16 protein-coding genes are annotated in these 14,334 nt (G+C 64.0%); 1 reads left to right on the forward strand and 15 read right to left on the reverse strand.

Annotated elements, in window-relative coordinates; genetic code table 11:
- Positions 1 to 212 precede the first annotated feature (212 nt).
- The 14 genes from phnP to AC07SI_RS15020 form a co-directional block, all read right to left on the reverse strand.
- A complete protein-coding gene (gene phnP, locus AC07SI_RS14955; RefSeq protein WP_495005978.1) occupies positions 213 to 962 on the reverse strand; it encodes a phosphonate metabolism protein PhnP in 750 nt (249 codons plus the stop codon).
- Positions 953 to 1,525 (reverse strand): phosphonate metabolism protein/1,5-bisphosphokinase (PRPP-forming) PhnN, encoded by a 573-nt coding sequence (gene phnN, locus AC07SI_RS14960; protein WP_495005979.1) that lies wholly within the window; start codon positions 1,523 to 1,525, stop codon positions 953 to 955. Before phnN ends, phnP begins: the two co-directional genes overlap by 10 nt.
- Complete coding sequence (locus AC07SI_RS14965) at positions 1,525 to 2,670, reverse strand: alpha-D-ribose 1-methylphosphonate 5-triphosphate diphosphatase (protein ID WP_213551014.1); 1,146 nt, start codon at positions 2,668 to 2,670, stop codon at positions 1,525 to 1,527. Before AC07SI_RS14965 ends, phnN begins: the two co-directional genes overlap by 1 nt.
- On the reverse strand, positions 2,660 to 3,382 hold the full coding sequence (gene phnL / locus AC07SI_RS14970; RefSeq protein WP_106804710.1) for a phosphonate C-P lyase system protein PhnL: 723 nt from the start codon (positions 3,380 to 3,382) through the stop codon (positions 2,660 to 2,662). Before phnL ends, AC07SI_RS14965 begins: the two co-directional genes overlap by 11 nt.
- Complete coding sequence (gene phnK / locus AC07SI_RS14975) at positions 3,379 to 4,188, reverse strand: phosphonate C-P lyase system protein PhnK (protein WP_495006072.1); 810 nt, start codon at positions 4,186 to 4,188, stop codon at positions 3,379 to 3,381. The genes phnL and phnK overlap by 4 nt, the downstream gene beginning before the upstream one ends.
- A complete protein-coding gene (locus AC07SI_RS14980; RefSeq protein WP_495005980.1) occupies positions 4,149 to 5,015 on the reverse strand; it encodes an alpha-D-ribose 1-methylphosphonate 5-phosphate C-P-lyase PhnJ in 867 nt (288 codons plus the stop codon). The genes phnK and AC07SI_RS14980 overlap by 40 nt, the downstream gene beginning before the upstream one ends.
- Complete coding sequence (locus tag AC07SI_RS14985) at positions 5,008 to 6,084, reverse strand: carbon-phosphorus lyase complex subunit (RefSeq protein ID WP_495005981.1); 1,077 nt, start codon at positions 6,082 to 6,084, stop codon at positions 5,008 to 5,010. The genes AC07SI_RS14980 and AC07SI_RS14985 overlap by 8 nt, the downstream gene beginning before the upstream one ends.
- The gene (gene phnH / locus AC07SI_RS14990) at positions 6,084 to 6,674 is read right to left on the reverse strand and encodes a phosphonate C-P lyase system protein PhnH (protein WP_213551012.1); all 591 of its coding nucleotides are present in this window, start codon (positions 6,672 to 6,674) and stop codon (positions 6,084 to 6,086) included. Before phnH ends, AC07SI_RS14985 begins: the two co-directional genes overlap by 1 nt.
- Positions 6,674 to 7,111: a phosphonate C-P lyase system protein PhnG gene (gene phnG / locus AC07SI_RS14995; RefSeq protein WP_106804714.1), complete on the reverse strand. Its 438-nt coding sequence runs from the start codon at positions 7,109 to 7,111 to the stop codon at positions 6,674 to 6,676. Before phnG ends, phnH begins: the two co-directional genes overlap by 1 nt.
- An 11-nt stretch (positions 7,112 to 7,122) precedes the next feature.
- Positions 7,123 to 7,827, reverse strand: a complete 705-nt coding sequence (gene phnF, locus AC07SI_RS15000) for a phosphonate metabolism transcriptional regulator PhnF (RefSeq protein ID WP_162946071.1) — start codon at positions 7,825 to 7,827, stop codon at positions 7,123 to 7,125.
- 36 nt (positions 7,828 to 7,863) lie between these two features.
- Entirely contained in the window at positions 7,864 to 8,646 is a 783-nt protein-coding gene (gene phnE / locus AC07SI_RS15005) for a phosphonate ABC transporter, permease protein PhnE (protein ID WP_058427920.1), read from the reverse strand.
- 148 nt (positions 8,647 to 8,794) lie between these two features.
- A complete protein-coding gene (phnD, locus tag AC07SI_RS15010) occupies positions 8,795 to 9,796 on the reverse strand; it encodes a phosphonate ABC transporter substrate-binding protein (protein WP_282397895.1) in 1,002 nt (333 codons plus the stop codon).
- Between the two features lie 32 nt (positions 9,797 to 9,828).
- Positions 9,829 to 10,662: a phosphonate ABC transporter ATP-binding protein gene (phnC, locus tag AC07SI_RS15015; protein WP_495005982.1), complete on the reverse strand. Its 834-nt coding sequence runs from the start codon at positions 10,660 to 10,662 to the stop codon at positions 9,829 to 9,831.
- Between the two features lie 745 nt (positions 10,663 to 11,407).
- A complete protein-coding gene (locus AC07SI_RS15020; protein ID WP_495005983.1) occupies positions 11,408 to 12,310 on the reverse strand; it encodes a LysR family transcriptional regulator in 903 nt (300 codons plus the stop codon).
- A gap of 110 nt (positions 12,311 to 12,420) precedes the next feature.
- Here AC07SI_RS15020 and AC07SI_RS15025 point away from each other — a divergent pair, with 110 nt between their 5' ends.
- Positions 12,421 to 13,509, forward strand: coding sequence for an MFS transporter (locus AC07SI_RS15025; RefSeq protein ID WP_495005984.1), 1,089 nt, complete (start codon positions 12,421 to 12,423; stop codon positions 13,507 to 13,509).
- 415 nt (positions 13,510 to 13,924) lie between these two features.
- On the opposite strand, the gene AC07SI_RS15030 is transcribed toward AC07SI_RS15025, so the two are convergent.
- Entirely contained in the window at positions 13,925 to 14,320 is a 396-nt protein-coding gene (locus AC07SI_RS15030; RefSeq protein ID WP_065901637.1) for a hypothetical protein, read from the reverse strand.
- Positions 14,321 to 14,334 lie beyond the last annotated feature (14 nt).

The raw sequence follows: 14,334 nt of genomic DNA on the forward strand, positions 1-14,334 counted from the left end.
CTAAAACACGCGAAAAAACACTTGCACTTCAAAAAACCAGACACACATGGGCGAAGCTGAAAACCTGTTGATTCCACGCGATAAAAATATAAACCCACACAATTGACCGGCGCTTACTGCTTCAAAGCCGCCCTGACGCGGATACATTCGCTCAACTTTTTCATGGTGGTTTTCCCGTGGGCCAGGACCTTGCCGCTTGACAGGCGCCTGCGCTAAAGCACCCGGCCATCCCACCCCACGGTCACATGCCGTGGCAACTTTCGCCGATGTTCCAGCAGCCATGCATCCAGCGTATGCCCCACATGGGTCAGTACCCCCAACTGCGCACCGGTGTCGGCAATACTCTGCAACGCCAGCGTCAGGTCATTGTGATTGCGCGGAGCTTGCGGCTGCGGCGGCATGGAGCAATCCAGCACCAGCACATCCAGCGGCTCGCGTTGCAACCAGGCCAGCGTGTCAGGTGGCAGGCCGACGGTGTCGGTAAGGTAGGCGATGCGGCGCCCCTCGCCTTCGAGCAGGTAACCCAGGGTCAGCCTGGAATGTTGCAACGGCAACGCGGTAACGCTCAGCGCGCTGAACTGCCGGGTTTCGAACGCGGCAAACGGCTGGCTGAAATCGAGGATGCCGGGATGCTTGTAGAGGTCGGACAAACCTTCCGGATCCGCCGGGCCGTGCACCGGTATCACCAGCCCCTGGCCCCAGCGCAAGTGCAGCAAGCCTTGCGCATGGTCGGCGTGATAGTGGGTCTGGAAAATCCCGCTGAAACTGCGCGGCGGGAAACGTTCGGTGAGGTCGGGCAAGCCGCTGTCGATCAGCCAGCGCTGGTCGCCGCATTCGATCAGCGCGCTGCACGGTCGGCGGCGCAGGCTTGCATCGCTGCGCGCCATCGCGCACGCCGCGCACTCGCAGCCATACACCGGGACTTGCCGCGCGTCACCGGTGCCGAGCAGGGTCAGGCGCATGCCGAGTGCCCGTGGTCGAGGCAGCACAGCAGGCGCTCGACGGTGTGTTCCAGCGGGCCGGAATTGTCCAGCACGAACAACCCCGCGCCGTTGCCGCTGATCAACTGCGCCGTGAAGCGTGCATTGCGTGCCAGGCGCTCCTCGATATCCGCCAGGGACTCGCGTCCTCGCGCGATCAGGCGCTGGCGCAACACGGCTTGATCCACCGTCAGCAACAGCACCAACAGGGTCGGATAGCGCTCGCGGGTCTGCGCCAGGTGCGCACGCGAGCCGTTGACCAGCACGTCCTGCCCCGCCGCCAGCCAGTCGTCGATTTCCCGGGGAATCCCGTAAGACAACCCATTGGCCTGCCAACTGAGGGCAAACCCACCCTCGGCCTGCAGCGCCGCGAACTGTTGCGGGCTCACGCCCTGGGCCGCTTCACCCACCGCTTCCGCCGAGCGGGTGATCACGCGGCGCACGATGCGGCAGCCGCGCTCGGCCAAGCGCGGGCGTGCGGCATCCAGCAGGCTGTCCTTGCCCGAACCGGATGGCCCGATGAGATAGATCAACCTGCCCACCATCAAAACACCCTCTTCGCCTGTCGCCAGACTTGTTGCACTACAGGAAGCCCTTCGCGGCTGCGGGCCTGTACCAGGTCCGCGCGCAGGCCAATGGCAATTTCACCGCGATCCGCCAGCCCGGCCGCTTGCGCCGGCGCCAGGCTGATCATCTTGACCGCCCGCGACAGGTCGCCGCCGTCCTGCTGGTCGGCCAGCACGAACGCAGCCTGCAACAGGCTGGCCGGGTAGTAATCACTGGAAAGTATATCCAGCAATCCCTCGGCAGCCAGGCCGGCGGCGGCCACATTACCCGAGTGCGACCCACCGCGCACCACGTTCGGTGCGCCCATCAAGACTTTCATGTTGAGTGCCTGACACCCCTTCGCCGCCTCCAGCGTGGTCGGGAATTCGGCGATGGTCATGCCGTAGCGCGCCGACTCTTCCACATGCGCCAGGGTCGCGTCGTCATGGCTGGCCACCGACAGGCCGCGCCCCAGGCAATGCTCGACGATGGCCGCGCGATAACGGTCGCTGTACTCCCGCGAGTTGGCCATCTGCAGCACGATAAAAGCGTCCATGGTTTCGTCGTTGAGGTGGTACTTGCCCATGTAGTACTCACGGTACTTGGATTCGAGCACGAACTGGCGCTGGCCCGGCGAGTGGTCCATCACCGAGACCAGGCGCACCAGTGGGTTTTCCACCAGGTCGCGGAACACGCTGAGGGTGTCGGGGTGGCACAACTCGCAGCGCAGGTGCAGGTGATGCTCGGCGCGCGTCAGGCCGGCGCCTTCTGCCGCAGCGATCGCGTCGAGCATCGCCGGCAGCTTCTTCATGCGATTGCCCTTGGGGTTCACGTCGCCGATGGACACCGCATCGAACACCGTGGTGATGCCCGCCGCGATAATTTGCGCATCGTGGCTGAGTACCGCCGAGGTCGACGGCCAGTCCACGCCGGGGCGCGGGGTCATGTGTTTTTCCAGGTTGTCGGTGTGCAATTCCACCAGGCCGGGGAGCAGGCAATCCCCGCCCAGATCCTGGGCCTGGGGCAACTGGCTGCGACCTTCGGCGATGTCGACGATCTTGCCGTCGCGCAGCACCACGCAGCCGAGGAACATGCGATCAGCGGTGACCACCTGGGCATTACTGAGGATCTGTTCAGCGGGCATGTGCGTATTCCTCTTCGGCAACGGGCGTGGGGGTCATGTCGAAATGGCGGTCGGCAACCGCTTCACGGGCAGCGCGGTCGTGGAAGATGCCGATCAGCGCGGCACCGCTGGCCTTGGCTTCGTTGATCAGTTCCAGCACCACTTGGCGGTTGCTGTCATCCAGCGACGCGGTGGGTTCGTCCAGCAGCATCACCGGCCACTCCACCATGAAGCCACGGGCGATGTTGACGCGCTGCTGCTCGCCACCGGAGAAGGTCCCGGGCGCCAGTTGCCACAGGCGCTGGGGGATGTTCAGGCGCGCCAGCAAGTGCTCGGCACGCGACTGCGCATCGGCCTTGGACCAGCCACGCGCCAGCGCCGGCTCCATGACCACATCCAGGCACGCCACGCGCGGGATCACCCGCAGGAATTGGCTGACGTAACCGAGGGTCTGCTGGCGCACCTGCAGAATGTCGCGCGGCGCCGCGCCGACCAGCTCCAGCCACGCCTGCGCATGACGTACGCGGATGCTGCCGCCCGCCGGCAGATAGTTGCCATACAGGGTACGCAGCAAGGTGCTCTTACCCGCGCCGGACTGGCCATGCAGTACCAGGCATTCGCCTGCCTGCACGCTGAACCCCACGCCGCGCAGCACGTTGAGCACCACCCCATGCTGCTGGTGCAGGGTGAAGGTTTTCGAGAGGTCACGGACCTCGATCAAGGCATTCGTCATGGCTGCAGTACCGAAGACACCAGCAGTTGAGAGTAAGGGTGTTGTGGATCGTCGAGGATCTGGTCGGTCAACCCGGTTTCCACCACCCGCGAGCGACGCATCACCATCAGGCGATCAGCGAGCAGGCGGGCCACGGCCAGGTCGTGGGTAACGATCACCACCGCCAGGTCCAGCTCACGCACCAGGCCGCGCAGCAGATCGAGCAGCCGCGCTTGCACCGACACATCCAGGCCGCCGGTAGGCTCATCCATGAACACCAGGCGCGGGCTGGAAACCAGGTTGCGGGCGATTTGCAGGCGCTGCTGCATGCCGCCCGAGAAAGTGCGCGGCAGGTCATCGATACGCTGCGGATCGATTTCCACCTGGCTCAGCCAGTCGAGGCCGGCACCGCGCAGTTGCGCATAGTTGCGCACGCCCTGGGCCATCAGGCGCTCGCCGATATTCGCGCCGGCCGACACGCCCATGCGCAGGCCGTCGCGGGGGTTCTGCTCGACAAAGCCCCATTCGGTGCGCAGCAAGGTGCGGCGCTCGGCTTCGCTGGCGCTGTAGAGGTCAAGCCATTCGCCGTCTTTGCTGCGATAGCCGATGCTCCCCGACTGCGGTGGCAAACGCCCGCTCAGCAGCGAGAGCAAGGTGGATTTGCCCGAACCGGACTCGCCGACGATGCCCAGCACTTCGCCGGGATACAGGTCAAAACTGACGCCCTGGCAACCCTTCTCCGGGCCGTACAACAGGGACAGGTCGCGGACTTGCAATAACGGCTGGCTCACTGGTTGTTCTCCTTGACCCGCTGGGCGCAATACCAGGTGTCGGAACACACGAAACTCTGGGTCCCGGCGTCATCCAGAATCAGCTCATCGAGGAACGAATCATGGCTGCCGCAGATGGCGCAGTTGTGCTCCCACTGCTGCACTTCGAACGGGTGATCCTCGAAGTCCAGACTGGTGACCTGGGTGTAGGGCGGCACCGCGTACAGGCGCTTTTCGCGACCGGCGCCGAACAGCATCAAGGCCGGGCTCATGTCGAGCTTGGGGTTGTCGAATTTGGGGATCGGCGACGGGTCCATCACGTAGCGCTCATCGACCATCACCGGGTACGCATAGCTGGTGGCGATATGGCCAAAGGTGGCGATGTCTTCGTAGAGCTTCACGTGCATCACCCCGTAATCATTCAGCGCGTGCATGGTGCGCGTCTCGGTTTCCGACGGTTCGATAAAGCGCAGCGGTTCTGGGATCGGCACCTGGTAAACCATGACCTGGCCGGCCTGCAGCGGGGTCTCCGGGATGCGGTGGCGGGTCTGGATCACCGTCGCTTCAGGGGTCGCCTCGGTAGTAGCGACGCCCGCGGTGCGCGCGAAGAAGCGGCGAATCGAGACGGCGTTGGTGGTGTCGTCGGCGCCCTGGTCGATGACCTTGAGCACGTCATCGGCGCCGAGGATCGCGGCGGTCAGTTGCATGCCGCCGGTGCCCCAGCCATACGGCAACGGCATCTCGCGACCACCGAACGGCACCTGGTAACCGGGGATCGCCACGGCCTTGAGCAAGGCGCGGCGGATCATGCGCTTGGTCTGCTCGTCGAGGTAGGCGAAGTTGTAGGCCGGGTCGCGTACCGGCACTTGCGTCAGGTCATTCATGGCGGGTGCCCTCGGCCGGTTGGCGCAGTTTGCGGATCAGTTCCAGTTCGGACTGGAAGTCCACGTAGTGCGGTAATTTGAGGTGCGAAACAAAGCCCGCCGCCTCGACGTTGTCGCAATGCGCCAGCACAAACTCCTCGCGCTGGGCCGGCGAGACGATCTCTTCGTTGTATTCCCCGGCGCGCAGTGAGCGGTCGACCAGCGCCATGCCCATGGCCTTGCGCTCGGCATGCCCGAACGCCAGGCCATAACCGCGCGTGAACTGCGCAAGCTCGGTGGCCGAGCCAACGAACTGGTTGACCATCTCGCACTCGGTCACTTCGATGCTGCCCAGGCAGATCGGGAAACCCAGCTCTTCGGGGTCGATCCACACCTCCACGTCACCGATGCGAATCTCGCCGGCAAACGGGTGGTTACGGCCGTAGCCGCGCTGGGTCGAATACCCCAGCGCCAGCAGAAACCCTTCATCGCCACGGGCCAGGGCCTGCAGGCGCTCGGCGCGGCTGGCGGGGTACTCCAGCGGGTCGCGGGTAATGTCGGCGACACGCGCGTTGTCGTCGGTTTCGTGCTTGATCAGGCCTTCCTTGGCGAGCAAACCGAGCACGCGTGGGCAGGCTTCCAGCGTCGCCTCGGGCGTGGTCTGCGGCCCCGGATATTCGCCTTCGGCCAGCAGCGCAAAATCCAGCAGCCGATGGGTGTAGTCGAAAGTCGGGCCGAGCAGTTGGCCGCCGGGCACGTCCTTGAACGTGGCGGACAAGCGCCGGCTCAAGGACATTTGCGCGGTGTCGATCGGCAGGCTCGGGCTGAAGCGCGGCAGCGTGGTGCGGAAGGCGCGCAACAGGAAGATCGCCTCCACCAGATCCCCCGCCGCTTGCTTGATCGCGAGCGCGGCGAGTTCGGCGTCGAACAGCGAGCCCTCGGTCATTACGCGGGCCACGGCCAGGGGCAGTTGCTGGCGAATCTGCTCGACACTGAGTTCAGGAATCGCGGTATCGCCCCGGCGTTTTTTTGCCAGCAGGCGGTGGGCATTGTCGATGGCCTGTTCGCCACCTTTGACGGCTACGTACATCAGGCGTGCTCCTCTGCGATGCGGCTGCTGCGCGGCAGGCCGATCAGGTGATGGCCGGCGGCGAACAGCACGTCCAGGCCACGGGGGAAGGCGTCGCGGCGCTGACGCTCGTGCCAGAAAGCTTGTGGCACCGGCACGTGCACCCGGCGCTGGGCCTGGATACCCGGGCCGCGCCAGAGCAGGCCGCGACCGGCTTCCAGGTCGGTGAGCTGCACCAGCAAAGTGCAGGACTGATCGGGATAGCGGTCATTGCCGTGGTCGAAGCCGCCGAGGTCGAGCAGGTCCTGCTCGCCCAGCAGTGCAAACACGGCGTCCTCGCGCTTATCCGTGAGCGGGCAACCGCAGTGGAAAGCCAGGTTGGCGCGAATCAGCGGCGTGTCGAAGCTCGGCGCCAGCCATAGCGGCGTGTCCACATCCAGCAGCGCCAGGCACAAGGCGTAGGTGGCGGGCGCCAGCCCGTCAAGGCGCGGGGCCGAAGGCAGGTGCTGGATCAAACCCGGTTCGGCCAGGGCCTTGAGGGCGGCACGAAAGCCGCGCTGGGCATCCAGGACCGGGTCGACAAACGCCGGTTGCAACAGGTGAGCACTCATCAGTTTTCTCCTCGCACCAGGGTGAAAAACTCGACCTTGGTGGCCGCCGTGTCGGCTTCTTTTTGCGCGCGGCGTTGTGCCTGGGCACTGGCCAGCGCGGTGATCAGGTCGCTGAGCCAAATGCTCGGATGAGCGCCTTGCAGGTGGGCGTCGGCCAGGGCGGCCAGTTCGGCGTGGACCTTGTCGCGCCCGGCCAGGTAGCTGTAGCCGGTGCGTCCATCAGCCAAGCGCACCACGCAGCGGGTCACGCTCATTTCGCCGAGATTGAACGGCGCGCCATTACCGCCCATGCGGCCGCGCACCAGGGTCATGCCGATTTCCGGAGCGCGAATGGTCTGGTATTCCACGTCTTTCAACGCGGCTTCATGCGGTTGCAGTTCACTGAGTTGGGCGCGGGCAAGCACGCCAATCCAGTGTTGACGCGGGGACAGGTTCATCGTGGTCTCCATCAAGTCACCACTTGGTACTGGAAGCGATCCGAACGGCTGGTGGACTGCGCCAGCTCCACTGGGCGGCCGTCGCGATCGCAGGAAAGGGTAAACACGGTGAGGGCCGGCAAATGCCGGGGCATCAGCAGCAGCGCGGCTTCATCACGGTTGGGCAAGCGCGCACCGATCAGGCTTTGGGTGCGCGTCAGCGGCAGGTCACGCTCACGCAGGTACTGGCGCAACGAGCCGCCGGTGTAGTCGGCCAGCAACGGCGCGCGGCTGGCGCAGTAGCGATGGCGGATCAGGCTGACGGGCTGGTGGTCGAGTTTGCGCAGGGTTTGCAGCTCGATCATCGGCGCCATTTCGGCAATGCCCAGGTGCCCGGCTTCCTCGCGGCTGGCGTAGCAGTAGCGGCGCTTGAGCAGCACCGCCTCGACACCGACACCCTGGGCCGACAAGGATTGGCTGTAGGAGGTCTCGGCGCCCATCGAGTAGATCAGCGGCCGGTCGAGCACCTGGGTGCCCTTGCCCTGGCGGCGCAACAGACTGCCCTCGAACACCAGCTCATCGATGGCGCGGCGCAGGGTGTGACGGTTGACGCCGAAGCGTTCGGCCATGTGCACCTCGCCGGGGAGGAAGTCGCCGGCTTGGTAGCTGCTCAGTTCACGGCGCAGGATATCCGCGAGTTCGCGGTACACCGGTTCTTCTTGTCTAGACAACTGCATGCTTAAAAAAAGCGCCGCGCGGGCACCCCTCCAAGGTCAGATGAACTGCTTGCGCAGGCGTTGGGACAGCACGTCGATCAAGCTCACCACCACGATGATCACCAGCAGCACCGCGCAGGTTTGTACGAACTGGAAGGCGCGGATGTTTTCCCAGAGGATCACGCCGATCCCGCCGGCACCGACCATGCCTACCACCGTGGCCGACCGCACGTTGGCTTCGAAGCGGTACAACGCGTAGCTCACCCACAGCGGCATGACCTGCGGGATCACGCCGTAGATGACTTCCTGCAAGGCACTCGCGCCCGTGGCCCGCACGCCTTCCACCGGGCCCGGGTCGATGGCCTCGACGGCTTCGGCAAACAGCTTGGCGAGTACGCCGGTGGTGCTGATCCACAGCGCCAGGACACCGGCGAAGGGACCGAGGCCGACGGCAACCACGAACAACATCGCGAACACCATTTCATTGATCGAGCGGAAGGCATCCATGACCCGGCGCAGCGGCTGGTGGACCCACCAGGGGGTGATGTTGTCGGCACACAGGATGCCCAGCGGCACTGAGCAGACGATGGCCAACACCGTGCCCCAGAGGGCGATTTGCACGGTGACGATCATCTCCTTGAGGTAGGAGCGCCATTCGTGGAAATCCGGCGGGAAGAAGTCCGCGGCGAAGGTCGCCATGTTTCCGGAGTCGCGGTACAGCGCCAGCGGGTTCATTTCCGCGCCGTGCCAGGCCCAGGCCAGCAGGACCAGGAACAGGCCCCAGCCGAGGTATTGCGGCCAGGTCCTTTTGCCAACCGCTTCAGCGTGCAAAGTCGTCATGGGTCACTCTCGGTATAAGGTTGGAACTGGCTTAATGTGGGAGCGGGCTTGCTCGCGAATGCTGAGAATCAGTCGCCGGATGCGTTGAATGACACACCGTATTCGCGAGCAAGCCCGCTCCCACCTAGAGCCCGGTTCCTACAGGGGGTTAGCCGTTGGCTGCGGTTTTCTTGTCCAGCTCGCTGATGCGCTGCTGCAACTTGGCCAGGTCGGCGTCGATGTCCGCCAGCTTCTTGGCCTTGTCAGCGGCTTCGAGGTGGTCGTCAGCGCTGATCGTGGTGCGCTGCTTGAACAGTTCCAGCTGGCGGATCGGCAACAGTTGGTCGTCGTTGGAGGCGAGGAACTTGCCCAGCTGCATGTTTTTCAGCACGGCCTTCTCTTCATCGGTGTCGCCGTAGTGGGCGAAGAAATCGCGGATCTTGGTCTTCTCGCTGTCGCTCAGCGCCTTGCTCCACACCATCGGGTCGGCCGGGATCAGCGGCGACTTCCAGATCACCTTGAGCATCGCGGCCTTGTCCGGTTGGGTGACTTCCAGACGGTCCCAGCTTTCGGTGTTGAAGGTGGCGACGTCCAACTGCCCCTTGGCCACGCTCAGCGCGTTGACTTCATGGCTGGAGTTCAGCGTGCGCTTGAAGGCGGTGGCGGCATCGACGTGGTTCTTGGCGAACACGTAGTAGCCCGGCACCAGGTAGCCCGAGGTCGAGTTCGGATCACCGTTGCCGAAGGTCAGGTTCTTGGCGTTCTTGAGCATATCGTCGACGTTGTTGATCGGGCTGTCCTTGCGCACGATCAGCACGCTCCAGTAACCGGCGGCGCCGTTCGCGGCGGCGGTCTGGGCGAAGATCTCGCCGTTGGAGCGGTCTACCGCTTCCATCGCGGCCTTGTTGCCGAGCCAGGCCACGTCGACCTTGTTGAACCGCATGCCCTGGATCAGGCCGGCGTAGTCGGAGGCGAAGGTGGCGTTGATGGTCAGGCCGGTCTTCTTGTGCATGTCATCCAGGAAGGGCTGCCAGATGCTCTTGAGGTTCTGCGAAGACTCGGTGGACATGATGCCGAAGTTGATGGCTTTGTCCGCCGCGTAGGCATGGCCCATCGCGGCACTCGCCAATAACGCGGCAGACAGAAACACGTGGCCGATACGGTTCAACATGGACGGGATTCCTGTGGGTCGTGAGTAGGGTTTCAAGCGCGCGCCAGGGCCAGCCGAGGGGTCACCTCGGTGCGGCGGGTCTGGTCGGAAAACATCAGGCTGGTGTCGACGTCGGCACCGTACAAATCATTCAGGAACTGGCTGCTCATCGCGCTGCCCTGCCCGTCGAAGTGAATGCGCCCGCCTTTGAGCGCCACGGCGCGGGGGCAATAACGCATGGCGTAATCGACTTGATGCAGGGTCACGACGACGGTCTTGCCGTCGCGGCGGTTGATGTCGGCGAGGATCTCCATGACCTTGCGCGCCGACTCCGGATCGAGCGAGGCGATCGGTTCATCGGCAAGAATCACCTCGGCACGCTGGGTCAATGCCCGGGCAATCGCCACGCGCTGCTGCTGGCCGCCGGACAAGGTGGACGCGCGTTGCGCAGCCAGGTCGGCCAGGCCCACACGAGCCAGGGACTCGAGCGCAAAGGCCTTCTCCTCGGCATTGAACAACCCGAGGTTGCCGCGCCAGCGCGGCATGCGGCCCAGGCAACCGAGCAGCACGTTGTCGAGCACGCTCAGGCGATTGACCAGGTTGAACTGCTGGAAGATGTAGCCGATGTCCGCGCGCAACCGCCGTACCTTGCCGTTCAACCGTCCACTGGCCTGCACCTCCCGGCCCAGCACCTTGATGCTGCCGCCGTTGCTCTTGTCGCAACAGGCCAGGCCCGCCAGGTGGCGCAACAAGGTGGACTTGCCGGAACCGGAAGCGCCAATCAGCGCGACCATCTCACCGGCGGCAATGGTGAGTTCGAGGTCGACCAATGCGGATTTCTTCGCAAAGGTCTTGTTCAAGTGATCGACATGGATAGCGTGAGTCATGGGCTTCTCTGTCTTGTTTGAACAGCCAATGGATGGCTGCGGTTGAGTTCAAACGACAGTAGGCCTGGGCTGTGTCAGCCCTATGACTTGCACATGACTACAGGGGGTCGGTTGGATGAAGGTTTTGTGAAAGGTTGGATGCGACCCTGCGTGGTCTTATTGTGGCGAGCAGGCTTGCCCTGCGCTGGGCTGCTCTGCAGCCCCAATAAGACCACCGCGTTTATTCAGGCAGAACGCGTCGTCAGGTTTAAGGGCCGCTTCGCAGCCCAACGCAGGGCAAGCCTGCTCGCCACAAACTGTCCGCTTCTTCTAGGAACTGTCCTACAACCCGTGTGGGTTGCTATAACGCACCGTTAGCCTCTCGCAGTCGCTGCTCAACTCAGCGATCAGGCTTGGTCGCCTGGGTTGGAATGGCGCACAGTGCCGCGCAAGCGGCATTATTGTGTTCGCGTCATGGCGAGCTGTGCGTGGGAGGGCTCAGGCCCTGCCGGGTTTCCATTCCCTGGTCGACCAACCTGCGTATAGCTCGTCCCCCTTCTGCTTGGTCGCGGATGGGGTGCAGAGGGTTGCGATTGCGCAGTTGTTGGTAGATCAAGCGCTGAATCGGGAGTGCCCCGTGGCCTGATGGCTGAGGCGATCTATGTGGGAGCTGGCTTGCCTGCGATGGCGGTGGGTCAGTTGGCAGATTTATGCCTGACACACTGCTATCGCAGGCAAGCCTGCTCCCACATTTGCTCCGAGTGCATCAGGGAATATTGGCGTCACGCGCGCGCAGTCGCGGGGTGACGAAATCCAGGAATGCGCGCACTTTCAGCGGCAATGGCGCCTGGCCTTTATGCACCAGGTTGATGGGCAACGCGGCCGATTCGAACGGCTGCAGCACCACCTGCAAATCACCCTTTTGCACTGCATCCGCCACTTGATACGACAGCACCCGAATCACACCAACATCCAGTGTCGCCGCCGTGATTGCCGCTTCCGCGGTGTTCACCGACAGCCGCGAACGCACCGGCACGCTCTGTTGCGCCTTACCCGCACCAAACACCCAGGCGCCCACCGAGGCCAGCACTTCGAAAGTAATGCAGTTATGGTCTGCCAGCGCCTGCGGCGTGGCCGGCAGGCCATGGGTTTGCAGGTATTCGGGACTGGCACACACCACCCGCCGCACCGTGCCGACTTGCACGGCCTTGAGCGAACTGTCCGGCAGGTCACCAATGCGCACGGCCACGTCGCACTGTTCTTCCATCAAGTGCACCACGCGGTCGGTGAGCATCAGGTTGATGCTGATTTCGGGGTACTGCGCGAGAAACTCCGCCACCACCGGCACGATATGCAGGCGCCCGAACACGATGGGCGCGGTCACCACCAACTCGCCCTTGGGCTCCGCATATTCACCGGTCGCCGCCCGCTCCGCTTCACCAATGTCCTCAAGAATTCGCCGGCACGCGGCCAGATAAGACGCGCCCACGTCCGTCAGCGACAACTGCCGCGTGGTGCGGTGCAGCAGCCGGGACTTCAAGTGGGCTTCGAGTTCCGCGACTTTGCGGCTGACCGACGCCAGCGGCATGTCCAACTTGCGTGCGGCCGCCGACAGGCTGCCCGCGTCGACCACTGCAACAAACACCGACATCGACTCAAGACGGTTCATGACGCCCTATCAAATTTTGGAAGGATGATTCCCGATCCTAGGGGATTATCGACATAAATGCGACTGCGTAAGGTTGCTCACTCAACCCCCTGCAACAAAAGGAAAGTGCCGTGAGCAGCCTGCCGATAACGTCCGAGAGTTCCCCGCCGCGAGGCAAGATCATCATGATGGCGGTGATCGCCGGGGCGGTGGTCACCAATATTTATTGCACGCAGCCGGTGCTGCCGTTGATTGCCTCGGACATGCGCGTCCCCGTGTCGACGGTCAACCTGGTGGCGGGCGCGGCCTTGCTGGGGTTTGCCACCGGGCTGGCCCTGTTGCTGCCGATGGGCGACCGCTTCGATCGGCGCAAGTTGGTGCTGGGGCAAATCGCACTGGCGTTTTGTCTTGCCTTGGCGGCGGCCTTTGCGCCGAGTATCTGGGCGCTGATCGGTGCCTCGTTTGGCCTGGGAATGGTGTGTTGCGTGCCGCAGCAACTGGTGCCGTTCGCGGCGGTGATGTCGCCGCCGCATGAGCGCGGGCGCAACGTGGGCACGGTGGTCAGCGGGATCATGCTGGGGATTTTGCTCGGGCGCACGATCAGCGGCGTGGTCGGCGAGGCCTATGGCTGGCGCGCGGTGTATGCGCTTGAGGCGGCATTCATGATCCCGGTGTGGTTTATCGCGGCCAAGCTGCTGCCGCCGGGCGTGCCGAGCAGCAATCTTTCCTACCCGCGCCTGCTGGCTTCGCTCTGGCCGCTGATGCGCGATAACAGCCCAATCCGGCAATCGATGATGGTGCAGGCGTTGTTGTGGGCGTGCTTCAACGCGTTTTGGGTGAATCTGGCGGGGTTGCTGGCCAATGGGCCGTGGCAGCTGGGCAGTGCCTGGGCCGGTGGTTTCGGGATTATCGGCGCGATGGGCGCATTCGCCGCCTCGTACGGTGGTCGGGCGGCGGACAAGGTCGGCTGTCGCAAGGTGATCGGCGCCAGCGTGGGCATTGTGACCTTGGCATACCTGTTACTGGCCGGGGCGCAGACGTCGCTGATGTTGCTGGTGGTGGGCGTGATCGTGCTGGACATCGGCGTGCAGGCGGGGTTGGTGGCGAATCAGACGCGGGCGTTTGCGGTAGACCCGAAGGCGCAGGGGCGGATCAATAGTTTGTACATGACCGCGACGTTTGTGGGTGGGGCGATTGGGGCGACGGTGAGTGGGTGGTAGATGGCACAGTTTGGGTGGATGGGGATTGTGGAGTTCGGGGTGGTGCTGGGCCTGTTGGCCGGGTTGATTCACTGGCTCGGTGGCTTCGAGCGTTCGCTCAAACTCCAGAACAAATGAAGCTCGAATGGGGGAGCTGGCTTGCCTGCGATGGCGGTATAGCTGCAATTGATCGGCGCCTGAAACACCGCCATCGCGGGCAAGCCCGGCTCCCACACTTGGGCTTTGTAGTTGGCGGGAATGCATTTCTGGATCGTACACAGCTCCCCCTGTGGGAGCTGGCTTGCCTGCGATGGCGGTATAGCTGCAATTGATTCGGCGCCTGAAACACCGCCATCGCGGGCAAGCCCGGCTCCCACACGCGACTGCACTTCAAGTCAGGCATAAAAAAGGCGACCTTTCAAAGGTCGCCTGTTTGTCACTGCGCGTACTGCTTGCTCAATCCCGGCGGCACGCCCTGGACATTGGTTTCTTCCCATGGCCCGTTCGGGCTGATGGAGCGGCTCCAGCCGTTGCTCCAGCGGTAATACGTGCGCTGGCGGTAGAAGGTGTCGGGCTGCTCTTCCAGCACATACACCTGCATCTTGCCGTCCCAGTGACTGGCGGCGCCGGGCGGTGGGGCGAAGGTTGGCGATGAGGTGGGCACGGGTTTCGGCGGCGGGGTCACCGGGCCGGATGGTTTGGTGCTCGGCTGGGTCGACGGGCCCGACGGTGGGATGGTCGGGCCGGTCGGCGCGGGAGGTGGGCGGTGGACCGCACAAGCGCTCAGGCCCAATACCAGGCTGAGCAAGGTGATGCGTGCAAATGCGGTCATAGGCGTTTCCTCGA

It is taken from the genome of Pseudomonas sp. GW821-FHT05D12, from assembly GCF_059419825.1.